Genomic DNA, 22910 nt, shown 5'->3' on the forward strand with positions numbered 1-22910 from the left:
ACGGCGGTGGTAGCGGCTATCCGGGGACGGTCTGACAAAGGTCAAGGTGACCCTGGTGGGAGGCGGGTAAGGTGTCGGCTTTGCCCGCTGCGGAGGATGTCATGGAGCTTGTTTGTCCCGCCGGTAGTCTGCCGGCCCTCAAGACCGCCGTCGACCACGGTGCCAATGCGGTGTACATCGGCTTTCGCGACAGCACCAACGCCCGCCAGTTCAGCGGCCTCAACTTCAATGACCCGCGGGCGGCGGAGGGCATCGACTACGCTCACCGTCACGGCGCCCGCGTCTTCTGCGCTATCAACACCTATCCCCAGCCCGATGGCTGGCGCCAGTGGACGGCCGCGGTGGACCGCGCCGCCCGCCTGGGGGTGGATGCCCTGATCATCGCCGACATGGGGCTGCTGGCCTACGCCGCTGACCGCTACCCGGACCTGTCCCGTCACCTGTCGGTGCAGGGCTCGGCCACCAGCTACGAAGCACTGCGCTTCTACAAGGAAACCTTTGGTATCCGTCGGGCGGTGCTGCCGCGGGTGCTGTCGGTGGACCAGGTACGGCACGTCGCCCGAGCCAGTCCGGTGGAGCTGGAGGTTTTTGCGTTCGGCAGCCTGTGCATCATGGCGGAGGGGCGCTGTTATCTGTCGTCCTACCTCACCGATGAGTCTCCCAACACCCGGGGTGCCTGTTCGCCGGCCAAGGCGGTACGGTGGCAGGAGTCGGCCCAGGGGCTGGAATCCCGCCTCAATGAGGTGATGATCGACTGCTACGGCGATGGCGAAGCGGCCGGCTACCCGACCCTGTGCAAGGGCCGGTTTGAGGTCGAAGGCAGCGTCTATCACGCCATCGAGGAACCGGTCAGTCTCAATACCATGGACCTGTTGCCGGAACTGGCGGCCATGGGCATTACTGCCGTCAAGATCGAAGGCCGCCAGCGTAGCCCGGCCTACATCCGCGCGGTGGCCGGCACCTGGCGCCAGGCGCTGGACCGGTTGGCCGCCGGCGCTGATCGCTATGCCGTCGAGCCGGGCTGGAGTCATACCCTGTCGGGGCTGTCGGAGGGCGGTCTGACCACCCTCGGCGCTTACCACCGCAACTGGAAATAGGAGCCCATCATGCTCTCTCTGTCCCTTGGCCCCATCCTCTGGTTCTGGTCGCGACAATCGGTGTTTGATTTCTACGCCGAGGCGGCGGAGTGGCCGGTGGATCGCATTCACCTGGGGGAAACGGTGTGTTCCCGGCGTCGGGAGCTCAAGCTGGAGGACTGGCTGGCGCTGGCCCGGGAACTGGCCGCCTGCGGCAAGGAAGTGGTACTGTCGAGCCAGACCCTGATCGAGTCCGAAGCCGATCTGCGCACCCTGCGCCGGCTGTGTGAACAACAGGAATTTCGGGTCGAGGCCAACGATCAGAGCGCCATGCAGCTGCTGATCGACCAGGGCGTACCCTTTGTGACCGGGCCGGCGGTGAACATCTATAACAGCGCCACCCTGAAGATCCTGGCGCAACGGGGACTGCAGGGCTGGAACCTGCCGGTGGAACTGTCGCGACAGACCCTGGAGGCACTGTTGGCGGAACTGCAGGAGCAGGGACTGGTGTTGCCGGTGGAGGTGTTTGCCTGGGGCTTCCTGCCACTGGCGTGGTCGTCCCGCTGCTTTACCGCCCGCCATTACAACCTACCCAAGGACCGGTGTGAGTTCCGCTGCCTGCAGCACCCGGACGGGCTGTCGTTGCGGTCCCGGGAATCCCAGGAGCTGTTTCGTCTCAACGGCGTTTCCACCCTGTCGGGCTACCGCTACGATCTGCTGCGGGAGCTGCCCTCAATGGCCGCCATGGGCGTGGACGCAGTACGTCTCAGCCCGGAGTGGCAGGGCATGGCGGAGGTGGTGCAACGTTTTGACGCTGTCCGCCGCGGTAAACAGCCGGCTACCGATCCCCTGCAACTGGTGGAAGCACCGCCGTGCAACGGCTACTGGTACGGTCAGCCGGGCATGGCAAGCGCCTGAGCGCAGGCGTTTGCGCTGATGATCCGGAGGCAGGCGCCGTGATGGCGCCTGCGCTGGTGTTCAGCCTGTCAGGGCCGGGGTCCGGGTTGGCAGCAGTTGCCACTCCAGGCTGTCCAGCAGGTTCTTCAGGCCCAGGCCCAGCTCGGTGTCGCCCTCGATCACCAGGCGACGCTGGAAGAACAGTTGATCCGGGTCCTGCTGCCGTTCCGCCAGGGTGCGAAAGGCGGCCAGGGTGCCACGAATGGTGGCTTCGCCGGGGCCGTCCACCACCCGGAGCCGGCCACACCAGAACCCCAGGGTGACGCCGGGCTGACCGCCGTGGCACTCCAGCCGGATACGGCGGCCCTCGAACTCGTCAAACTCGCCGCCGCTGATGGCCTCGGCAAACACCCGGTTCAGCGGGGCCTCCAGCAGCAGCTGTTTCAGTGGTACCGGCACGCGGCGGTCCAGCGCCGCCAGCCAGGGCGCCGGCGACGGTGCATAGGCTTTCAGCACGCCGGTCAGCTGATGCCTCAGCGACGTGGGTGCTGCGGCGTGGTCGGCATGGCTGCGGGCATGACCCGGCAAGGATGGCAGGGCGCGGACAAGCTGGCGGGGGTGGGGCAGGGACATGTGACCTCCAGAACGGTAGCGATCCCGCCAGCCTATCGAAACCGGTGCCCGGGCGACTTGATATAAGCCAACGCCCGCCAGATCAGAGGCAAGCAGTAGGCTAAGGCATTAGCCCGACGGGACACTAACGGTGCAACCCTTCTTCCACCGCCCACACCGCCACTTCCACCCGCGATCTCAGTTTGAGCTTCTTCAGCAGGTGTTTGACGTGGACCTTGACGGTGCCATCGCTGATGTTGAGCTTGCGGCCGATCATCTTGTTGGACAGGCCTTCGGCGATCAGTTTGAGGATGTCCTTCTCCCGCGGGGTGAGACTGGCGTAATCGGCCCGCTCGGTTTCCGGCTTCTGTGACCTCAGCGCCTCTGCCAGCAGGGCGGTCAGACGGTCGCTGATCGCCATCCGCCCCAGCGCGGCCTGGCGCAGTTGGGGTACCAGGTCGTCCGGCTCCATATCCTTGAGCAGGTAGCCGTCAGCACCGGCCCGCAAGGCCGCCACCACATCGTCCTCGTGGTCGGAAACGGTGAAGATGATGATGCGGGAGCCGATCTCATCGGCACGCAGCGCCTTGAGGGTATCGATGCCGTTCATCTCCGGCATGTTCAGGTCCAGCAGGATCAGGTCGGGTTCGATGTCCCGGGCCAGGGCAATGCCGTCGCGGGCGTTGCTGGCTTCGGCCACCACCTCCATGTCGTCTTCAAGTTCGACCAGTTGCTTGATGCCCTGGCGCAGCAGGGGATGGTCATCGATCAGCAGAATGCTGGCGGGTGCGTCCGTATCCGGCATGGGCAAAAGTCTCCAGTCAGGCTTCGGTGGTGGATGGTTGGGTTGGAATCAGGTGTCGGCTCTTGGGGATAAACGCCAGGGTGACGTCCACGCCACCTTCCGGGCGGTTGTTGACCGCGAGCCGGCCGCCCAGGGTTCGGGCCCGGTCCTGCATGATGATCAGGCCGTAGTGCTGGGGCGGCTGATCGCCGTCGGGGAGCCCGACGCCGTTGTCACTCACCCGGACCTTGACGGTCGGCGTGTCGAAGGCAATGGTGACCTCAACCTCGGTGGCCCGGGCGTGCTTGACGGCATTGGCCAGCGCCTCCCGGACCACCTGCAGCACATGGATTTCTTCGTTGGCAGACAGGGTCTGGGGCGGCAGCCGGAAATCCAGGCTGACGCTGTAGTCGAGCCGTTCGCTGAACTCGTTCACGGTCTCCCGCAGGGCGCTGCCGAGGTCTGGCGTATCGAGTTTCAGGCGGAAGGTGGTGAGCAGTTCCCGCAATTGTCGGTAGGCGCTGTTCAGGCCGGTACTGAGCTCTTCCAGGATGTCTTCGTGCAGCTGCTCGTTGTTCGGGTCGAGTCCCACCCGGCGCAACCGGGCCACCTGCATTTTCAGGTAGGACAGGGACTGGGCCAGGGAGTCGTGCAGTTCCCGGGCGATCACCGCCCGCTCTTCCGCCAGGGTCAGTTGCTGCTGCTCGGTGATCTGGTTCTGCAGGAAGATGGCGGTGGCGAGCTGGTCGCTGAGGGTTTCCAGCAGGCGACGGGCGGTGGAGGGCAGGCCCTGATCGCGGCGGTACCACACCTCCAGGGTGCCTAGCAGGCTGGAGGCGGTACGGATCGGCAGCAGCAGGCGCTGGCCGTCCTCGCTGGGGGGCAGCGCCTCGTAGGCTTCGGGGGTGACCAGACAGGCGGTGCAGTGGTGATCGCGGCAGTAATAGGGCCGGTCGACGCTGGCGGTGGTCACCGCTTCCACCATCTCGGCGGCATGGCGGTCGTGCAGGTAGAGCCGGATCGGGCCGATGTTGAGCAGTTCTTCCAGTTGCTGCAGCAGGGGAATCGAGCCGCCGCACAGGTCGCGGTTGGCAAACAGTGAACGGCTGGCCCGGTGCAGCAGTTCCAGGGCAGCGTGGCTTTTCTCCAGCTCGCGGGTTTTCTCCCAGGCTTCCGATTCCAGTTGCCGGTAGCTCTTGGCGAGGGCGCTGGTCATCTGGTCGAGGGCGCCGCCGAGCTGGCTCAGCTCATCCCGGCCGGGCAGGTTGGCGCGCTGGTCGAAGTCCTTGCGGCCCACGGCCTGGGCGATTTCCAGCAGCCGCCCCAGGGGCCGCAGCACCCGTGCCTTGATGTCGAACACCATCAGTACGATTACCAGCGCGGCGAAAATCAGGCTGATGGTCTGCACCAGGTTCATCAGCCGCACCCGGGCTTCGGTGCGGGCCTCCAGCATGGCCACCAGGCTGTCAATCTTGTGAACCAGCCGATCGATGCGCTCCCGCAGTTCGGTGGCGGTGCTGGCGGTGGGGCGGTCACGAAACAGCGGGCGGATCTGCTGCTGCCAGAGCTCGGTGACCTGCTGGTGCTGGCGGGCCAGGTCATGGTCCACCGCCGACGGCAGGGCATTGATCAGGCCGGGATGTTCCAGGCGCTGGCTGAAGTTCTCCAGCCGTTGCAGTCGCTCGTTTTCAGTCAGCCCGCCGGGGCCGGAGACCTGCAGCCAGTCGCTCAGCAGCACGAAGCTCTGCATCCGCAGCGACCCCGCAAGGTTGATGGCGGTGGCGCTGCCCTGGATGCTGGCGGAAATGGCCATGGAAATGGCGATGTTCATCAGGGCAACGATGCTGATGGCAGCGACAACAGCGCCGAGACGGTGCACCAGGGAGTTGTTCAGCATAGGTCAGTGTGGCCGTATCCGGAGGGCTGTATTCGTTGATTCTAACCCAGCAAGGGTAGCCCAAACACCGCGGGCTGTCGCAGTTTTTGAACCCCGGGCCATCGCTTTTTCATGGCAATAACCCTTTGGAGATAGAGGCTTACCCCGGATGGCGTTGCCTCCAATGCGTCTTTGACCGTCGACACTGGCGACACTCACACTGATGGGGCACGGTGGTGGCCCCGGATGGCTCATGCCGCTGCAGTCCATTGCCACAGAGCCAGACGGGGGAAGCATGCGCGGGCACCGACCCAGCCAATCGGTTGACCAGACCTCGCTGATGGTTGCGTTGCCGCTGACCCTGGCGGCGTTTTTCGTGGCCTTTGCCTGCTGGACCCTGTTCGCGGTGCTGGGGGTGCAGTTACGCCACCAGTTCGCCCTCAGTCATCTGGAGTTTGCTTTGCTGCTGGCGATGCCGATGCTGTCTGGCGGTCTGGTGGCGTTCCCGCTGGGGGTGGCCACCCAGCGCTTCGGCGGTCGCCGGGTGATCCTGGCTTGTCTGCTGGCGTTGATGGCGGCACTGCTGTTGCTGTCGTCGGTGCACAGCTACACCGGTTTTCTGGTCGCGGGTCTGGGCTTGGGCGCGGCCGGTGGCCTGTTCAGTGCCGGCCTGCAGTACCTGGTGACCTACCTGCCGCCCTCGCGGGCCGGCCTGGTGCTGGGGGTATTCGGCGTCGGTGTCAGCGGTGCCGGCTTTTCCTACCTGATCGTGCCGGTGGTGGAGCGTGCCTACAGCTGGCAGCTGGCGCCTCTGGCCTATGTGCTGGTACTGGTGGTCATCGCGCTGTTGCTGCTGGTGCTCACCGATCCCGAACCCACCGACCGTAGCCAGCGCCCGCTGGTGTCGCTGGGGGTATCGCTGCGGTTCCTGGCGCGATCGCGGGTCTGGCGGCTGTGTCTGTATTTCAGTTTTCTGTTCGGTGGCCTGGTGGGCCTGGGCCTGTGGTTGCCGGATTACCTGTCGACGCAATTCCAGCTGTCCCTGGAGGACGGCGCCCGCTGGTCATTGCTGTTTGCGCTGCCGGTGGTGCTGGCCCAGATCGCCGGTGGCATCGGTGCCGATCGTTTTGGTGCGGTCACCCTGCTGCGGCTGGTGCTGTTGCTGTGCCTGGTGCCGCTGTTCCTGCTGTCCTATCCCGACACCGACCTGGCCATCGTCGGTATCGAGCGGACGATCCTGCTGTCGATCCAGCCCTCGCTGGACTGGGTGGTGGTCGGCCTGGTGCTGCTCAGCTTTACCATGGGGCTGGGGCTGGGGGCGCTGTTGCGGCTGTTGTTTGACGAATACCCCCGCCATCTCGGGGTGGTAGGCGGCCTTATGCTGGCCGCGGCCTGCTCCACGGCCTTTCTGTTGCCGCTGATGTTTGGTCTGGCGGTGGCCTGGGTGGGGGTGGCCAGTGCGGTGTTCATGTTGCTGTTCATCTTTGGCCTGTGCACCTGGGTGGTGCTGGAGTGGGCCAGTCGCTCCGACCGGTGTATGGGGCCCCTACCCCCAACGGGTTAGCCACCGGGTCTCTCGGGGTAACCACGCAGATTTCAGGGTTTTTCTTCCTCACAATGATTCCAAACGATACCGGGGCAGGCCCTTTGGAGCGCCGGTTTCCGGGCGTCTGCCCCCCTGTGTCTGGAGAGAGACCATGAGTCACTTGATCGATAAACTGAACTACTTCAGGAAGAAGCGGGAACCCTTCGCCAACGGTCACGGCGAGACCCACGCCGTCAGTCGTGACTGGGAAGACGGCTACCGCCAGCGCTGGCAGCACGACAAGATCGTGCGCTCCACCCATGGGGTGAACTGCACCGGTTCCTGCAGCTGGAAGATCTACGTCAAGAACGGCCTGGTGACCTGGGAAACCCAGCAGACCGACTACCCCCGTACCCGCCCCGACCTGCCCAACCACGAGCCCCGTGGCTGCCCCCGGGGCGCCAGCTACTCCTGGTACATGTACAGCGCCAACCGGCTGAAATACCCGCTGGCCCGCAAGCACCTGCTCAAGCTGTGGCGGGCGGCCAAGGCCCAGTACCCGGACCCGGTACAGGCCTGGGCGTCGATCGTCGAAGACCCCAGGAAGAGCACCGAGTACAAGACCCGCCGGGGCATGGGCGGTTTTGTCCGTTCCAGCTGGGATGAACTCAACGAGCTGATTGGCGCCTCCAACGTCTACACCGCCAAGAAGTACGGCCCGGACCGGGTCATCGGCTTCTCGCCGATCCCTGCCATGTCCATGGTGTCCTACGCCGCCGGCAGCCGCTACCTGTCGATGATCGGCGGTGTCTGCATGAGCTTCTACGACTGGTACTGCGACCTGCCGCCGGCCTCGCCCCAGACTTGGGGTGAGCAGACCGACGTGCCGGAATCCGCCGACTGGTACAACTCCGGCTACATCATCGCCTGGGGTTCCAACGTGCCCCAGACCCGGACTCCGGACGCCCACTTCTTCACCGAGGTGCGCTACAAGGGCACCAAGACCGTGGCCATTACGCCGGATTACGCCGAGGTCTCCAAGCTCTCCGACGAATGGCTCAACCCCAAGCAGGGCACCGACGCGGCCCTGGGCATGGCCATGGGCCACGTGATCCTGAAAGAGTTCCACATCGACAACCCAAGCCCGTACTTCACCGACTACGTCCGTCGCTACACCGACATGCCGTACCTGGTGATGCTGGACAAGGCCGAGGACGGCCGCTACGTGCCGGGCCGGTTCCTGCGGGCAAGCGACCTGGTGGATGGACTGGGGGAAGAGAACAACCCCGAGTGGAAGACCATCGCCATCGACGAGGACAGCAACGAGCTGACCGCCCCCAACGGCTCCATCGGTTTCCGCTGGGGCGAGAAGGGCAAGTGGAACCTGAAGCAGAGCCAGGGTGCCGGACAGAACAACACCAAACTCAAGTTGTCGCTGGTGGAAGGGCACGACGAGGTGGTGGACGTGGCGTTCCCGTACTTCGGCGGCATCGAGCACGATCACTACAACCACGTCGAAGTCAGCGACACCCTGACCCACAAGCTGGGCAGCCGCAAGGTCACCCTGGCCAATGGCGAGCAGGCACAGGTGGTCACGGTGTTTGACCTGATGGTGGCCAACTACGGCATCAACCGTGGCCTCGGTGATGACGATGGTGCTACTGCCTACGATCAGGTCAAGCCCTACACCCCGGCCTGGCAGGAACAGATCACTGGCGTACCGGCAGAGAAAGTCATCCGCATCGCCCGTGAGTTTGCCGACAACGCCGACAAGACCCGGGGTAAGTCCATGGTCATTGTGGGAGCCGGGATGAACCACTGGTACCACATGGACATGAACTACCGTGGCCTGATCAACATGCTGATCCTCTGCGGCTGCATCGGCCAGAGCGGCGGTGGTTGGTCCCACTATGTCGGCCAGGAGAAACTGCGGCCGCAGACCGGTTGGCAGCCGCTGGCATTCGCCCTCGATTGGCAGCGCCCACCCCGGCACATGAACTCCACCTCGTTCTTCTACGCCCACTCCGGTCAGTGGCGTTACGAGAAAGTGGGTGTGGATGAGATCCTGTCGCCGCTGGCGGACAAGGACAAATTCTCCGGTAGTCTGATCGACTACAACGTTCGCGCCGAGCGCATGGGCTGGTTGCCGTCGGCGCCGCAGCTCAACCGCAACCCGCTGACCATCGCCGCCGAGGCAGAGAAGGCGGGCATGGAAGTGGCGGACTACGTCGCCCAGTCCCTCAAGGACGGCAGCCTGGCTTTCGCCGCCGAGGACCCGGACGCGGAGCAGAACCATCCCCGCAACCTGTTTGTCTGGCGCTCCAACCTGCTGGGTTCCTCCGGCAAGGGCCACGAGTACATGCTCAAGTACCTGCTGGGTACCACCAACGGCCTGCAGGGCAAAGACCTGGGCGAGGAAGGTGGCGCCAAGCCACAGGAAGTCAAATGGCACGACGAGGCCCAGCAGGGCAAGCTCGACCTGCTGGTGACCCTGGACTTCCGCATGTCCACCACCTGTCTGTACTCCGACATCGTGCTGCCGACGGCCACCTGGTACGAGAAGAACGACCTCAATACCTCGGACATGCACCCGTTCATTCACCCGCTGACTGCGGCCACCGACCCGGCCTGGGAAGCCCGCAGTGATTGGGAGATCTACAAGGGCATCGCCAAGGCCTTCTCCCAGGCCGCCGAAGGCCACCTGGGGGTAGAAAAGGACGTGGTGACCCTGCCGCTGCTTCACGACGCGCCGGCGGAACTGGGCCAGCCGTTCGACGTGAAAGATTGGAAAAAGGGCGAGTGCGAACTGATCCCCGGCAAGACCGCGCCCAACTTCATCACCGTGGAGCGGGACTACCCCAACACCTACGCCCGTTTCACCTCCCTCGGCCCGCTGATGGAGAAACTGGGCAACGGCGGCAAGGGCATCAACTGGAACACCCAGAAGGAAGTGGATTTCCTGCGGGATCTCAACCACCGCCACAGCGAGGGGGCCAATGCTGGCCTGGCGAAGATCGAAACCGCCATCGATGCCGCCGAGGTGATCCTGTCGCTGGCGCCGGAAACCAACGGCCAGGTGGCGGTGAAAGCCTGGAAGGCGCTGTCGGAGATGACCGGTCTGGATCACACCCACCTGGCCACCAACAAGGAAGAGGAAAAGATCCGCTTCCGCGACATCGTGGCCCAGCCGCGCAAGATCATCTCCAGCCCGACCTGGTCTGGCCTGGAAGACGAGCATGTGTCCTACAACGCCGGTTACACCAACGTCCACGAGCTGATCCCCTGGCGCACCCTCACCGGCCGTCAGCAGTTCTACCAGGACCACGAGTGGATGCGGGCCTTCGGTGAGAGCCTGCTGGTGTACCGCCCGCCCATCAACACCAAGGCGGCGGCACCGATGATCGGCAAGAAATCCAACGGCAACCCGGAGAAGGCGCTGAACTGGATTACCCCGCACCAGAAGTGGGGCATCCACAGCACCTACAGCGACAACCTGCTGATGCTGACCCTGTCCCGCGGTGGCCCCATCGTCTGGCTCAGCGAGGACGACGCCAAAGACATCGGCGTAGAAGACAACGACTGGATCGAGCTGTTCAACAGCAACGGTGCCATTGCGGCACGGGCAGTGGTGAGCCAGCGGGTAATGCCGGGCATGGCGATGATGTACCACGCCCAGGAACGGATTGTGAATGTACCTGGCTCCGAGGTGACCGGCACCCGCGGCGGCATCCACAACTCGGTGACCCGGGTGTGCCCGAAACCGACCCACATGATCGGTGGCTACGCCCAGTACTCCTACGGTTTCAATTACTACGGCACCGTCGGCTCCAACCGTGACGAGTTCGTGGTGGTGCGCAAGATGCACCGGGTGGACTGGCTCGATGGCGAAGGCAACGACGATGTACAGGAGGCAGTGAAATGAAAATCCGTTCGCAAGTCGGCATGGTGCTGAACCTGGACAAGTGCATCGGTTGTCACACCTGTTCGGTGACCTGCAAGAACGTCTGGACCAGCCGTGAAGGCATGGAGTACGCCTGGTTCAACAACGTCGAAACCAAGCCCGGTGTTGGCTACCCCAAAGAGTGGGAGAACCAGGACAAATGGAAAGGCGGCTGGCTGCGCGACAGCGCCGGTCGAATCAAACCCCGCATCGGTGGCAAGTTCCGGGTGCTGGCAAATATCTTCGCCAACCCGGACCTGCCCCAGATCGACGACTACTACGAGCCGTTCGATTTCGACTACCAGCATCTGCACACCGCCGGCGACAGCAAGCATCAACCAGTCGCCCGGCCCCGTTCGCTGATCTCCGGCGAGCGCATGAAGAAGGTGGAGTGGGGGCCCAATTGGGAGGAAATCCTCGGCACCGAATTCGCCAAGCGCCGCAAGGACAAGAACTTTGACCAGGTGCAGGCGGACATCTACGGCCAGTTTGAAAACACCTTCATGATGTACCTGCCGCGGCTGTGCGAGCACTGCCTCAACCCGGCCTGTGTTGCCAGTTGCCCCAGCGGCGCCATCTACAAACGGGAAGAAGATGGCATCGTGCTGATCGACCAGGACAAGTGCCGGGGCTGGCGGATGTGTGTGTCTGGCTGCCCGTACAAGAAGATCTACTTCAACTGGAAAACCGGCAAGTCCGAGAAGTGCATCTTCTGCTACCCGCGCATCGAAGCCGGCATGCCCACGGTGTGCTCTGAGACTTGTGTTGGCCGCATCCGCTACCTGGGTGTACTGCTCTACGACGCCGACCGCATTGAAGAAGTGGCCAGCGCGCCAGGGGAGCAGGAACTGTACGAGAAGCAGCTGGAGATCTTCCTCGACCCGTTCGATCCCAAGGTGATCGAGCAGGCGCGGAAAGACGGCGTGCCGATGAACGTCATCGAAGCCGCCCAGCAGAGCCCGGTGTACAAGATGGCGGTGGACTGGAAGCTGGCGCTGCCACTGCATCCGGAGTATCGCACCCTGCCCATGGTCTGGTATGTGCCGCCGCTGTCGCCAATCCAATCCGCGGCGGAAGCCGGCAAGGTGGCGTTTGACGGCGTGCTGCCGAAGATCGAGAGCCTGCGGATTCCGGTCAAATACCTCGCCAACCTGCTTACCGCCGGTGACGAAAAGCCGGTGGTGACCGCGCTGAAACGTCTTCTCGCCATGCGGCTGTACAAGCGGGCGGAAACCGTGGAAGGCCGGGAAGACCTGCGGGCACTGGAGGAGACCGGTCTGAGCAAGGCCCAGGCTGACGAGATGTACCGCTACCTGGCAATTGCCAACTACGAGGACCGTTTTGTCATACCCACCAGCCACCGCGAACTGGCGAAAGAGGCGTTCCCGGATGCCTCGGCGTACGGCGAGCGCAATGGCTGCGGCTTCAGCTTTGGCAATGGCTGCCACGGTGGTGACAGTGAGTTCAGCCTGTTCGGCGGTCGCAAGCAGACCACCACCATGGTGGAGCAGCTGACCACGGTGAAGCAGGTTGACCCACGGCAACTGCAGGATTGAGGAGACCGACCATGCAGATTATTCGAGTCATTGCCCGCTTGCTGGACTACCCCACCGCGGAACTGCAGAGCGCCAAGGATGCCCTGGTCACCACGGTCTTGGAGGAAAGCCATCTGACCACCCCGCACAAACAGGCGTTGCTGCGCTGTGTGGAGGTGTTCTGCGATGAAGACCTGATGGACCTGCAGGAGGCCTACGTCAGCACCTTCGATCGGGGACGCTCGCTGTCGCTGCTGCTGTTCGAGCATGTGCACGGTGAATCCCGCGACCGCGGCCAGGCGATGGTGGACCTGCTCGGCGAGTACGAGGCCGCCGGCCTGGAGCTGGATGCCCGGGAGCTGCCGGACTACCTGCCGCTGTTCCTGGAATTCCTCTCCACCCGGTCACAGGCGGAGGTGCGCCACTGGCTGGAGGACATTCACCACATTCTCGGGCTGCTGGCCGAACGGTTGTACCAGCGTGAGAGTCTGCATCATGCACTGTTTGACGCCCTGCTGGATCTGGCCGGTCAGGCGCCGGATCGGCGCCAGCTGGCGAGCCTGGTGGCGGACGAGGTGCGGGATGACACCCCCGAGGCGCTGGACAAGGTCTGGGAAGAGGAAATGGTGCGGTTCGTGGATGATCAGAGCGGTCCCTGCGGCAGTTCCGGTGCGGTCGGCCAGCGCCGTCGCGAGCTGGAACAGGTACAGACCATCCACTTGAGCGATCAGCTGATGCCGGCGGCGGATCAGTTGCCGGCAGGGCGCGCCTGAGGGCGCAGGAGGGAATAACCATGTCTTATTTCAACACACTGATTTTCGGAATCTACCCCTACATCGCCCTGGCGGTGCTGTTTATCGGCAGCTGGCTGCGTTACGACCATGGCCAGTTCACCTGGAAGGCCGGCTCCAGCCAGATGCTGCGCAAGAAAAACATGGCGCTGGCCAGTGGTCTGTTCCATGTCGGTATTCTGGTGATCTTCTTCGGCCACCTTGTCGGTCTGCTGACGCCCCACTGGGCCTACGACTGGTTCATGACCGCCGGTACCAAACAGGTGATGGCGATTGTGGTGGGTGGTGTTGCCGGCGTGGCCTGCCTGGTGGGCGCGGTGATGCTGGCGGTGCGTCGCTTTACCGACCCCCGGGTCCGTGCCACCAGTACCGTGGCGGACGACCTCATCATTGTGCTGCTGGCGGCCCAGGTGGCGCTGGGGCTGCTGACCATCCTGCCCACCCTGGGACATCTTGATGGCAGCACCATGCTGCGATTCTCCGCCTGGGCCCAGGGCATCCTGACGTTCCAGGGTGGCGCGGCGGCGCACATTGCCGGGGTGCACTGGATCTACAAACTTCACATTTTCCTCGGGCTGACCCTGTTCGTGGTGTTTCCGTTCACCCGCCTGGTGCACATGTTCAGCGCGCCGCTGGAATACGTGACACGACGCTATCAGGTGGTGCGTAAACGCGCCTAGTCAGCCATCTCGGGCAATTATTGCAGCCGATCATGACAGCCGACTGGAGGACCGATCATGCAGCTTATTCCCACCGGCGAAGCCGATAAGCCCCGCAACCAGTTTCCACCGGTGAGCGTTGGCGAGACCCTGATCCCGGAGGCGGACATCGCCGCCGAGTTGCAGCACCATCCCGCCACCGAAGTCAGCGAGGCCTGGCACCAGGCCGCCCGCAGTCTGGTGGTGCGGGAGCTGCTGCGCCAGGATGCCCGACGTCAGGGGATCTCTGGTGACAGTGAGGAAGCGGTGACCAGCCGGCTGCTGGAGCAGCAGCTGGCGATCCCGGACCCCGACGACGCCGACTGCCGCCGCTACTATGACGCCAATCCTGAGCGCTTCCGCAGTCCCACCCTGTTGGCCGCCAGCCACATTCTGTTGCCGGCGGCTCCGGACGACGGCGAGGAGCGGCAGCGTCAGCAGCGTCTGGGGGAGGAGCTGCTGGCGCTGCTGAGCCAGGGCGAGGCCAGCTTCGAGGCCCTGGCCCGGGAACACTCCGCCTGTGAATCCCGCCACCAGGGCGGCAGCCTGGGGCAACTGGTGCCGGGACAAACGGTGACCGAGTTTGAACGCCCGCTGTGGCACCTGCCGGAAGGGATCGCATCGACACTGATCGAATCCCGCTATGGCTGGCACCTGGTGCGTATCGACCAGCGCATCGAGGGCAGGATGCTGCCGTTTGAGCAGGCCAAACCCCGGGTACGGCAGTTGCTGCTGGAGGGCAGCACCCGTCGCGCCCTGCGCCAGTACCTGCTGGTTCTGGCGGCGGAGTTGGGAGTGGAGGGCGTCGATCTGGAGGTGTCCGGATCACCGCTGTTGCAGTAAATGGCCTTTCTGATCCAGATCAAGTCGGTGTCAGAAAGCGGCCCGATACCCCCGATATACCCCCATCGGGGGAGCGCCAATCGGTCGGCAAGGCTCTATGATAAACACACATATCAAATATATGATTAGAGGAGCTGGTCATGGGGTTCGCCGAAGTCGTCAATACCAAGTTCAGTCAACCTGTACCGATGCCGGCGGAGGGCATCGAGACAGTCAGTGACGACCTCCGCGCCCTGCAGCAGCACCCACTGTTCCGCGCCTTTGACGCGGTGGACTTTGCCCGGGTGATCCGCCAGGCCCGCCGGGTCCGGCTGGGACATCATCAGGTGCTGTACCGCCAGGACATGCCCGCCAGCCACTTCTACTTTGTGGTGTCCGGCTGCCTGCGACTCTACCGCCTGGATGCCTCCGGCATTGACCGCACCCTGGACAGCCTCGCCCCCGGTGACTGCTTTGCCGAGGTGATGATCTACGCCGATCCGGCACGTTACGCCTGTTACGCCGAGGCACTGAAACAGAGCGAGGTATTAATGATCCCGGTCAAGGCATACCGGGCGCTGTTGGCGGAGAATCCGGACTATGCCCAGCACGCGTTGCGGCACTATGCCAGCCGCGCGGTGTCGCGGTTCCATGATCTGGAGATCATGACCGTGCAGAATGCCCGGGACCGGTTGATCCGATATCTGGTTGACCTGCTGCCCGGTGGTGCCCGGGAGGGTGGCGAGGTGGAATTGCCATTGCCGAAGTGCCTGGTGGCGTCCCGCCTGGCCATGCAGCCGGAAACGTTTTCCCGCATCCTGGCCGAACTCAAGGCCAGTGGGTTGGTACGGGTGAACAAGAGCCGGCTGTTCATACCCAACCCGACCCGATTGATGACCCTCTCCCAGTGAGTGGCGGCTTCGGCCCAACCACTCCGGCCTGAATGGGGCAGCCGCTGGCTGCCCCTTTTTTTGCCTTTCTGGAAAGCGGTGCGAAGGCTCAGAAGTGGTAGGCCACGGTGATCATCGCCAGCCCCTGTACGTCCTCCAGCTTGTCTTCCACTTCCTTGCGTTCCCGTGCCAGGCTGCCGGCATTGAGTACCTGGTTGGGATCAACCGCTGCCATGGACACATCGGCGTCCCGCATCGGGAAGATCAGCCCCAGTTCCATCATGAAATCGAAGCCGGGTTCGGCTTCCAGGCGGTTGCCCCAGCCCACGCTCAGGTAGGGGTTAACGCCCTGCTGGTTGGCGTCGAGGCTCAGAGACTCAAGGCTGTTGGCGGCCAGGTGCTGTCCCCCTACGTTGAGGGCGTCACCGACGTCGGCGTTCCCTTCAATGTCGGTTTTCTGCCAGATCAGACCACCGGAGACGAAGATCTCGTCGGCCCAGCTTTTGAACGGGTACCAGTCCAGGCCGATCTGGGCGCTGTAGGTGCTCAGTTCGCCGTCGTCATAATCGATGCCCTTGACGTTGACGCTGTCAAAATCGTCGAGATCGCCATCCAGGCCGGCGAACTGGGCCCGCAGCTGAAACTGGTCATGGCCCATCAGTTTCCAGGGCAAACGGGTACTGACCATGGCACCGCCACCCTGGGAGCCCAGGGTCAGACCCGCGCTGTAGTCAGCGGCAAGCCCCGGTACGGAGGCGGCCATCAGCAGGGCAGCGGCCAGGCCGCGTTGGAAGGACGAAGTGAGAGTTGGCTGTTGCATGAGGTTTTCCTGTTTGGCAATGGATAAACGACCGACGGTTCCGGTCATGCCAGACAGCTTGCCGGGTCAGGGGCCGGGGTTCCTCAGTGGGTGTGTCGGGGTTTGTCATGGTTCTGTCGCGAAATCGTCACAATTCCCCACCCATTGGGGCTGGTCTCAGGTGATGAGCGAACTATGATTGGCGTTCCATCCGGCACGGGGCCGGGCTGTATCGGAGGTAACCATGATTCGACTGTTCATCAGTCTGTACCTGATCCTGCTGGCGGGTGTCTTCGCCTATAAGGCGATTGGGCAATACGCCATCACCCCGATGGTCCACGACTGGATCGAGTTGGATCGTACCAACGACTACATTGGCGGCTTCTACATGTTGGATGCCCTGCACCAGCGTCTGCCCCCGGCCGAGTTTGACGCGGTATTGGCGAACTACCCGGATCGATCCAACCTGCCGCTGACCATGATGACCAGTACCGATACCGCCATTCCGGCCCCGATCCGGGAGCGGCTCGTCGCCGGAGAGAGCAATGTGCTGGATCTGGAGGCCGACATTATCTACCACCGCCTTTCAGGGCCTGAGTCGGGGCGGGTGGTGGCGCTGGGCCCCGTGGGCACCTATGAGCCGCTGATGGAGGCCTCACGCTGGTACGAACTGTCGATGTTTGTGGTGCTGGCGATGCCGGTGTTCTTCTGGCTGGCCCGGCTGCAGGCCAAGTTGCGGGGGCTGGAGCGGGTGGCGACCCGGTTGGGGGAGGGCGACCTCAGTGCCCGTGCCAGCGAGAAGGGCGGTGATCGGGTGGGCCGGCTCAATCAGGCCTTCAACCGTATGGCGGAGCGGCTGGAGAACCTGATCGCCAGCCATCGCAGTCTCACCAATGCGGTGGCCCATGAGCTGCGCACACCGGTAACCCGGGCCCGTTTCCAGCTCGACATGATGCGCCAGGAAACCGATGAGGCCGAACGTCAGGGGTATATGTACGGAGTCTCCGACGATATCGACGAACTTGCCGACCTGGTGGACGAACTGCTGACCTATGCCCGCTTCGACCGGGCGCCGCTGTCGCCGGCGCTGACGCCCCACAACCTCCACCAGAGTCTGGACAAGGTGGTGGCGTCCTACCGGCACAGCAGCGACATTCGGGTGGAGTATTCCGGGGGTTGGCACGCAGGTGACGAAAACAGGGCGATGGTGCCGTTTGAGCCCCGGCACCTGGAACGGGCCATCGGTAATCTGGTGGGCAACGCCCACAAGTACGCTCACAGCCGTATCCGCATCCTGGTGCGCCAGGACGGCGATCGTTGTGAGGTTCTGGTGGAGGACGATGGGCCCGGCATTCCGGTGGATGAACGGCAACGTGTGTTCGACCCCTTCCGCCGGCTCGACAGCAGCCGCACCCGGTCCACCGGTGGGTATGGTCTGGGGTTGGCGATTGTGCGCCAGGTGGCGTTGTGGCACCGGGGCCGGGTCACGGTAACGGACTCTGACCTGGGCGGTGCCTGCTTTTGTGTGTCCTGGCCCACTGTCTGGTAGAACGACACACCGGCCGCTAGAATGCCGTGAGTATCTGTCCCGTGAGTGCAGTTCACTTGAGTACAGTTTACCTGAGTGCATTTCACCCGAGTACAATTTACCTGAGTACAACAGCCCCGCGTTAACCGGGGCTGTTGTTGTTCCTGCCGCAACCCAAGGTTCTCGATCATCATGCCGAAAGTGCTGTTCGTAGAGGATGACGACAAGCTGGCGTCGCTTATTGAAAAGTACCTGTCCCAGCAGGGCTTTGAGGTGGAAGTCATTGCCGATGGCAGCGATGCACCTGCGGCGGTGTTGGCCTCCCGGCCTGACCTGGTGATGCTGGACCTGATGCTCCCCGGCAAGGACGGCTTTACCATCTGTCGGGAGATCCGCTCTCACTATCCCGGTCGCATCCTGTTCCTTACCGCCAGTGAGGACGATATGGACCATGTGGCCGGCATTGAGCTGGGGGCGGACGATTTCATCACCAAACCGATCCAGCCCCGGGTGTTGCTGGCCCGCATCCGCATGCTGCTGCGCCGACAGGGCAATCAGGCCCGTTCAACCGACAGCCAGCCCCGGGATCTGAGCTACGGTGGGCTGACCATCCACGGCGTGCGCCGGGCGGTGGTGCTGGATCAGGAGCCGGTGTCACTGACCGCCAGTGAGTTTGACCTGCTCTGGCTGCTGGCCAGCCACCCGGAGGAAGTGTTGTCCCGGGATTATCTGTACCGGACCCTGCGGGGCATTGAGTATGACGGTATGGACCGCGGTATCGACAGCAAGGTAGCCACCCTGCGCCGCAAGCTGGGAGACAGCGCGTCCATGTCCACCCGCATTATCACGGTTCGTGGCCAGGGCTACCTGTTCGCACCGGACAGCTGGGAAACCCGTAATACCGGCTGAAGACAAACTGGGGACAAATTCAAGACGTTGTGCATTGCAATAATGTGGACAATAGGACTACCCAGCAAGGACTGACTCACAAGGAACCCATTCATGCAAACCTCTGGTGCCTGCCAACACCTTCGTCGCCGCCTGGCGCTGCCAGCGGCCCTGATGACCGTGCTGCTGAGTGGCTGTGGCGGCAATGACGACCCGATCTTCCGGGAGATCAACGAAGAGATCAAAGTGGATCTCAAACGCCTCGATATGAACCGGGACGCGCTTTACCCGGGTGAGAGCACCCGTCTGGAGTGGCGCTCGTCCGGCGCTCTGCTGTTCGATGCCCGGCTGTATCTGAGCGACGATGAAACCCTGTCCAGCGACGATCGTCGACTGGTGGACGAAGAATGCGGCGTGGAGCACGACGACCATTGCTCGGCCCTGCGCGAAGTCACCTTCCACTGCCGGTACGAGTCCGACAATGACTTCACCTGCCGCGAAGACGGCGATGTGCTGCAACGCAACAACCTTACCGACTATTTCCCTCAGCTGCCGTTCACCGGCTACCTGATCCTGGAAATCTGCGGCGACCGCAACTGCGACACCCGCCGTGAGCCCATCACGTTTTACTGACCCTGAACCCTCTGCTCTTCCCTGAAGCCTGCCGCCACGTTCGTGGCGGCTTTTTTACTTCCGAAACACGGAAAATAGACCTGTCCCGGCGTCACTGTTCTTTATACAGTAGTATTGGGTGCGCAAAATGTGGAAGCCAAGCGATTACATGGTGACCCAATGAGAAGTGCGCTAAGCTGTTGTTTAATCGAAAACTTGAACCCGTGCCGGGATGTGTGAAATGCGGAGTTATCTAGAATCGGCTTTTTCGCAATATCGCGGAACGCGGTCTAATTGTTGTTAAGTGTGCGGTAACCATCTGCGGATAGTGAGGAAAAAATGATAGAAAACTATAATCCCAACGAGTTCTACTCAAAAAGAGATTGGCTAAAGACTCTCTTGAATAGGTCCGAGCAACAGTTATCTGGTCTATACGGAATCAAGGAAAAAGAAAAGTTTAAAACCATTTTCTCCTTGGTTTCGCTGTTTCTTTCTTTTTCGTTGCTACTACTAACGTTGTTTGTGTTAATTAACCCAAATAGATCTATCTTAGTTAGCCCTGAAATTCATCAATTTCTAGGTCCTATTTGTGTATTTCTTGGTTACTTTATTTTTAAATCCTCATCAAGTTTTTACGAGCATAGAGCAATCTTAAGGCAGGTAAGTGAATATATTTACCAACAACGAAAGGCAGTAGATAGAGCCGAAGAGGCACTACATTATTCAGAGGAGAGACTCAATGAAAAAAGATATTGAGTCTTCAATTTCTGACCTTGAGAGCGTCACGAGCAACACAGAGAAAACCCTAGATAAATTAATACAAGCATCGGAAAAAGCAGATGCTAGTAGTTCGTCCACTCTGTTTGGTGCCGCAGGCGGAATTATCGGAGCACTGGCAGGCGCTTTGATTGCACCGTACATTGCTCTATCCGCGTTATTACTTTCAACTCCGCTTACAGCTCTCGGCATTATCGGGGGAATTCTTGTATATAGAGGGCGAAATGGAATAAAGCTAGAAAAAATGATTGCTCAGAATCGAATTGCATGTGATGAAGTCTTGGATCGTATAAACAGCTTGCCAGAAAATGCCCCTCAAGACGTGATTGATGGTCTATGGGATAATTACAATATTCTAAATGGTGCATACCGAAATCAGGCAGCTATTGCTTTATCCCCAAAAGAAAAAAGTAAGCAAGGCTTGATGCTTCCAGGAGGCTCAAAGAAAACACTTAACAAGTAGTTGCAGTTCGTTCCGGCCCTGGCGGGCCTCCACCGGACCGGTTTGCTCCGCTGCGCTTCGCAACCCGGCCGCTGAACATCGGCGTTAGCACTACATTATGATCAACAATATCCATACTCTTAGAGAAAAGAATCCACCGAACTTCGTTAAAGATTACAAGTATGATGAATGGTATTTAGACGAAAGCGATCTTTGCTATGACTTCGGCACGGGCGATTGTGAATTTACGATAATATTTGAAGGTAGATCCGAACTGACCAATATGGACAAGCTGATCCTTAGCCAACTACTAGGCAAAGTTGTAGAGCTTGACTCTGAAGTTGCTAGTAAAATTAAGCCGTACGAAGATTATGAGTTTGAGTTGTCATATATAACTATTGGTGCGTCAGTCTTATTTAGCTACTGTGGGGTTAACGTTAATTCAACGTGGGAATCCGAGCTCACCATAGAAGACGGTGAAAATTGCACTTTTAGGCGTGTGTTTTAATGCTGGTTCAGGTGCTAACAAAGCCATCAAAAATCGCGCTTTCAGCGATGGACTCGCAACAAGTTGCTCGCTTTTTATGGCGCCATTATATTTTGTTTTGTTAAGGAAGATATGTCGTTAATCCAAGGTTATTGCTGGATTATAAATATATTATTTAATATCTTTGGCTGTCTATGGATGTTCATGATGGTCCTTTTTGCAGGGCTAACTGTTTACACTAATTTAGCCGGGGGCATTAATGGGGCTATATATCCTTGGTCTTTATTTTTGGGGCTCGTTCCTGGATTCTTCTTCGGAAGCTTTTTGAGAAAGTTAGACTTTAAGAAAATTAAGCGCTGGGCTGTAGGGGCTGGCATCATTGGTGAGTAATATAAAAAGTGGCTGTTGTCGGACGCACCTACGCTGGCGCTCCCGGCGTGGATATCGGGGTTACTGACCTATTGGCTCAGATCCCGGAGGAGGTTCATGTATAACCAGCCGCTGTTGTCGGACAATTTTTCCACCGCTTCACCGGGGGAAAATAAATCTGTCCCGGTTTTCACAAAACTTCACGTTACGAATGATTGCGCAGAGAACTCGTAACTTTCTGAAAAGTATGATATTTTTTATTTCTCCGGATTTTTGGGTCATAAATGAGGCATTGCGTCGATTGATAATTTGCTTATAGCCACTACCACGGGATGAGGTTGATTACACCATGAGGGATGTACTCGAGTTGTTTGAAGCGTTGCCTCAAGAGTATCCTCAATTGTTGGAACGCGCTACGAACCGCGGTGCACAGATCGTATTTGCCGGCGCGGACTTCTTTACGCTGCAGCCCTTTGCGGTTGAATTGCTGCACCTGAGCCCCGCTCAGGTGGCCCTGTACCCCACCGTTGAAGAGGTGCCAGGCGATGACCGGTTCCTTCTCGCATTGAGTGACGGGCAACTCGAATACGCCACCCAGGTTTATGGTGAAGACATCCGCTACGATTTCTTTTTCCAGCGCGAGGAAAACTCCCAAACCCGCTTGCAGGCTTACCACAACGACGGTCACGTCAACGCTGTGGAGGTTGAACGAATAACCCGCGACGATCAGGGGCTGCCGCTGCTCTACGAGCGCGTTGACACCCACGTGCGCTTAACCCAACGGTACCAGTATCAGCAGTGCGGCACTGCGGACGGCCAACGCTGGATGTGTGACATTACCAGAGAGAGCGTCAATCCGGCGCACGATTACACCTGCCAGCAACGACAGCGGGTCTATTTTGCAGACGACGACTATACGGTTGACCGCATAGAGTCACTCGACAACGGCGACATACTCTACGACCGGGCAATGAACTCGCTTTCGCTGGAGGAACTGTTGGAACAGGCCAAAGAGGCTATTGAGAGCAGATTGCTGGCGGGGCTGAGCCAGGAATCGCTGGAAAGCGTCGAAGTACGCTGTGTGTTGTTCGAGTATTCGCTCCAGGGCCCCTTCCCCCCTACCCTGGCGCTGATCCAACCGCACGAGGTTGACGATAATCCGGAGTATGCACCGTTAAGCTGGCTGAATGCACCAGACGCGGAGCTTTTCAGCGAAAGAGGCCTGGACGCTGTCGACTTTCATCAAGGCTGCAGTGCGTTGTTCGACCAGCTCAATGCACAGCTGGACGCTTTGGAGTTCGAGAGCCAACAAGAACTGGTAATCACGTTTTACGTCGAGTTTTGCCGCCGCCTAATGAACAACCCTCGACTGGCAACATTAATCAGAACCGACGACGATTTTTTTGTGACCGCTCGGGATTTCGAGGCGGCCAATGAACTGGAATTGCTCGAACGGGTTCTTCCCGCACGCCAGTGGCAATCAATGAAATCGACCATCGAGTCGCACGAATACGCTTCAGGGCGACAACAATGCCATGGAGATAATCCGCAATGATGGCGAT

The 22910-nt window shown here is 60.8% G+C and carries 19 protein-coding genes; 15 read left to right on the forward strand and 4 right to left on the reverse strand.

From position 1 onward, the window contains the following. The first annotated feature begins 101 nt into the window (after positions 1 to 101). Both ubiU and MLD24_RS00985 read left to right on the forward strand, forming a co-directional pair. Entirely contained in the window at positions 102 to 1097 is a 996-nt protein-coding gene (ubiU, locus tag MLD24_RS00980) for a ubiquinone anaerobic biosynthesis protein UbiU (protein WP_248163244.1), read from the forward strand. 9 nt (positions 1098 to 1106) lie between these two features. Further along, complete coding sequence (locus tag MLD24_RS00985; protein ID WP_248163245.1) at positions 1107 to 1994, forward strand: U32 family peptidase; 888 nt, start codon at positions 1107 to 1109, stop codon at positions 1992 to 1994. Positions 1995 to 2054: 60 nt separating this feature from the next. Here the strand turns inward: MLD24_RS00985 and ubiT are convergent, their stop codons facing one another. The 3 genes from ubiT to MLD24_RS01000 all read right to left on the reverse strand — a co-directional run bounded on the left by ubiT (position 2055) and on the right by MLD24_RS01000 (position 5266). Then, positions 2055 to 2606: a ubiquinone anaerobic biosynthesis accessory factor UbiT gene (ubiT, locus tag MLD24_RS00990; protein WP_248163246.1), complete on the reverse strand. Its 552-nt coding sequence runs from the start codon at positions 2604 to 2606 to the stop codon at positions 2055 to 2057. A 124-nt stretch (positions 2607 to 2730) separates the two neighbouring features. After that, complete coding sequence (gene narL, locus MLD24_RS00995; RefSeq protein ID WP_248163247.1) at positions 2731 to 3390, reverse strand: two-component system response regulator NarL; 660 nt, start codon at positions 3388 to 3390, stop codon at positions 2731 to 2733. A gap of 16 nt (positions 3391 to 3406) precedes the next feature. Continuing rightward, complete coding sequence (locus MLD24_RS01000; RefSeq protein ID WP_248163248.1) at positions 3407 to 5266, reverse strand: ATP-binding protein; 1860 nt, start codon at positions 5264 to 5266, stop codon at positions 3407 to 3409. Between the two features lie 274 nt (positions 5267 to 5540). Between MLD24_RS01000 and MLD24_RS01005 the strand changes: the two genes are divergently transcribed. The 7 genes from MLD24_RS01005 (at position 5541) to MLD24_RS01035 (ending at position 15467) form a co-directional block, all read left to right on the forward strand. Next, on the forward strand, positions 5541 to 6809 hold the full coding sequence (locus MLD24_RS01005) for an MFS transporter (RefSeq protein ID WP_248163249.1): 1269 nt from the start codon (positions 5541 to 5543) through the stop codon (positions 6807 to 6809). Positions 6810 to 6942: 133 nt separating this feature from the next. After that, positions 6943 to 10692: a nitrate reductase subunit alpha gene (locus MLD24_RS01010; protein ID WP_248163250.1), complete on the forward strand. Its 3750-nt coding sequence runs from the start codon at positions 6943 to 6945 to the stop codon at positions 10690 to 10692. Then, on the forward strand, positions 10689 to 12266 hold the full coding sequence (narH, locus tag MLD24_RS01015) for a nitrate reductase subunit beta (protein WP_248163251.1): 1578 nt from the start codon (positions 10689 to 10691) through the stop codon (positions 12264 to 12266). Before MLD24_RS01010 ends, narH begins: the two co-directional genes overlap by 4 nt. Positions 12267 to 12277: 11 nt before the next feature. Next, a complete protein-coding gene (gene narJ, locus MLD24_RS01020; RefSeq protein WP_248163252.1) occupies positions 12278 to 13018 on the forward strand; it encodes a nitrate reductase molybdenum cofactor assembly chaperone in 741 nt (246 codons plus the stop codon). Between the two features lie 20 nt (positions 13019 to 13038). After that, a complete protein-coding gene (gene narI, locus MLD24_RS01025; protein ID WP_227174328.1) occupies positions 13039 to 13716 on the forward strand; it encodes a respiratory nitrate reductase subunit gamma in 678 nt (225 codons plus the stop codon). 57 nt (positions 13717 to 13773) lie between these two features. Beyond that, positions 13774 to 14577: a peptidylprolyl isomerase gene (locus tag MLD24_RS01030; RefSeq protein WP_248163253.1), complete on the forward strand. Its 804-nt coding sequence runs from the start codon at positions 13774 to 13776 to the stop codon at positions 14575 to 14577. Between the two features lie 188 nt (positions 14578 to 14765). Next, positions 14766 to 15467 (forward strand): Crp/Fnr family transcriptional regulator, encoded by a 702-nt coding sequence (locus MLD24_RS01035; protein ID WP_248163355.1) that lies wholly within the window; start codon positions 14766 to 14768, stop codon positions 15465 to 15467. Positions 15468 to 15555: 88 nt separating this feature from the next. Here MLD24_RS01035 and MLD24_RS01040 read toward each other — a convergent pair whose 3' ends face one another. Next, positions 15556 to 16266, reverse strand: a complete 711-nt coding sequence (locus MLD24_RS01040; RefSeq protein ID WP_248163254.1) for a hypothetical protein — start codon at positions 16264 to 16266, stop codon at positions 15556 to 15558. Between the two features lie 223 nt (positions 16267 to 16489). Here MLD24_RS01040 and MLD24_RS01045 point away from each other — a divergent pair, with 223 nt between their 5' ends. The 6 genes from MLD24_RS01045 (at position 16490) to MLD24_RS01070 (ending at position 22903) form a co-directional block, all read left to right on the forward strand. Further along, positions 16490 to 17794 (forward strand): ATP-binding protein, encoded by a 1305-nt coding sequence (locus MLD24_RS01045; protein ID WP_248163255.1) that lies wholly within the window; start codon positions 16490 to 16492, stop codon positions 17792 to 17794. A gap of 171 nt (positions 17795 to 17965) precedes the next feature. Then, positions 17966 to 18682 (forward strand): response regulator, encoded by a 717-nt coding sequence (locus MLD24_RS01050; protein WP_248163256.1) that lies wholly within the window; start codon positions 17966 to 17968, stop codon positions 18680 to 18682. Between the two features lie 93 nt (positions 18683 to 18775). Further along, positions 18776 to 19294 carry a hypothetical protein gene (locus MLD24_RS01055; RefSeq protein ID WP_248163257.1) on the forward strand — a complete coding sequence of 173 codons (519 nt, stop codon included), beginning with the start codon at positions 18776 to 18778 and terminating at the stop codon, positions 19292 to 19294. Between the two features lie 718 nt (positions 19295 to 20012). Further along, positions 20013 to 20513 carry a hypothetical protein gene (locus MLD24_RS01060; RefSeq protein WP_248163258.1) on the forward strand — a complete coding sequence of 167 codons (501 nt, stop codon included), beginning with the start codon at positions 20013 to 20015 and terminating at the stop codon, positions 20511 to 20513. Between the two features lie 97 nt (positions 20514 to 20610). After that, a complete protein-coding gene (locus MLD24_RS01065; protein WP_248163259.1) occupies positions 20611 to 21000 on the forward strand; it encodes a hypothetical protein in 390 nt (129 codons plus the stop codon). A 697-nt stretch (positions 21001 to 21697) separates the two neighbouring features. Next, positions 21698 to 22903, forward strand: coding sequence for a hypothetical protein (locus MLD24_RS01070; RefSeq protein WP_248163260.1), 1206 nt, complete (start codon positions 21698 to 21700; stop codon positions 22901 to 22903). The last annotated feature ends 7 nt before the right edge of the window (positions 22904 to 22910 follow it).

The sequence above is a fragment of the Marinobacter xestospongiae genome (assembly GCF_023156385.1).
GTDB classification, from domain to species: domain Bacteria; phylum Pseudomonadota; class Gammaproteobacteria; order Pseudomonadales; family Oleiphilaceae; genus Marinobacter; species Marinobacter xestospongiae.

What these genes read in the sequence shown, in the direction of transcription:
- ubiU (WP_248163244.1), top strand. Translation starts at nt 102, where the DNA reads ATGGAGCTTGTTTGTCCCGCCGGTAGTCTGCCGGCCCTCAAGACCGCC.
- MLD24_RS00985 (WP_248163245.1), top strand. Translation starts at nt 1,107, where the DNA reads ATGCTCTCTCTGTCCCTTGGCCCCATCCTCTGGTTCTGGTCGCGACAA.
- ubiT (WP_248163246.1), bottom strand. Translation starts at nt 2,606, where the DNA reads ATGTCCCTGCCCCACCCCCGCCAGCTTGTCCGCGCCCTGCCATCCTTG.
- narL (WP_248163247.1), bottom strand. Translation starts at nt 3,390, where the DNA reads ATGCCGGATACGGACGCACCCGCCAGCATTCTGCTGATCGATGACCAT.
- MLD24_RS01000 (WP_248163248.1), bottom strand. Translation starts at nt 5,266, where the DNA reads ATGCTGAACAACTCCCTGGTGCACCGTCTCGGCGCTGTTGTCGCTGCC.
- MLD24_RS01005 (WP_248163249.1), top strand. Translation starts at nt 5,541, where the DNA reads ATGCGCGGGCACCGACCCAGCCAATCGGTTGACCAGACCTCGCTGATG.
- MLD24_RS01010 (WP_248163250.1), top strand. Translation starts at nt 6,943, where the DNA reads ATGAGTCACTTGATCGATAAACTGAACTACTTCAGGAAGAAGCGGGAA.
- narH (WP_248163251.1), top strand. Translation starts at nt 10,689, where the DNA reads ATGAAAATCCGTTCGCAAGTCGGCATGGTGCTGAACCTGGACAAGTGC.
- narJ (WP_248163252.1), top strand. Translation starts at nt 12,278, where the DNA reads ATGCAGATTATTCGAGTCATTGCCCGCTTGCTGGACTACCCCACCGCG.
- narI (WP_227174328.1), top strand. Translation starts at nt 13,039, where the DNA reads ATGTCTTATTTCAACACACTGATTTTCGGAATCTACCCCTACATCGCC.
- MLD24_RS01030 (WP_248163253.1), top strand. Translation starts at nt 13,774, where the DNA reads ATGCAGCTTATTCCCACCGGCGAAGCCGATAAGCCCCGCAACCAGTTT.
- MLD24_RS01035 (WP_248163355.1), top strand. Translation starts at nt 14,766, where the DNA reads ATGCCGGCGGAGGGCATCGAGACAGTCAGTGACGACCTCCGCGCCCTG.
- MLD24_RS01040 (WP_248163254.1), bottom strand. Translation starts at nt 16,266, where the DNA reads ATGCAACAGCCAACTCTCACTTCGTCCTTCCAACGCGGCCTGGCCGCT.
- MLD24_RS01045 (WP_248163255.1), top strand. Translation starts at nt 16,490, where the DNA reads ATGATTCGACTGTTCATCAGTCTGTACCTGATCCTGCTGGCGGGTGTC.
- MLD24_RS01050 (WP_248163256.1), top strand. Translation starts at nt 17,966, where the DNA reads ATGCCGAAAGTGCTGTTCGTAGAGGATGACGACAAGCTGGCGTCGCTT.
- MLD24_RS01055 (WP_248163257.1), top strand. Translation starts at nt 18,776, where the DNA reads ATGCAAACCTCTGGTGCCTGCCAACACCTTCGTCGCCGCCTGGCGCTG.
- MLD24_RS01060 (WP_248163258.1), top strand. Translation starts at nt 20,013, where the DNA reads ATGAAAAAAGATATTGAGTCTTCAATTTCTGACCTTGAGAGCGTCACG.
- MLD24_RS01065 (WP_248163259.1), top strand. Translation starts at nt 20,611, where the DNA reads ATGATCAACAATATCCATACTCTTAGAGAAAAGAATCCACCGAACTTC.
- MLD24_RS01070 (WP_248163260.1), top strand. Translation starts at nt 21,698, where the DNA reads ATGAGGGATGTACTCGAGTTGTTTGAAGCGTTGCCTCAAGAGTATCCT.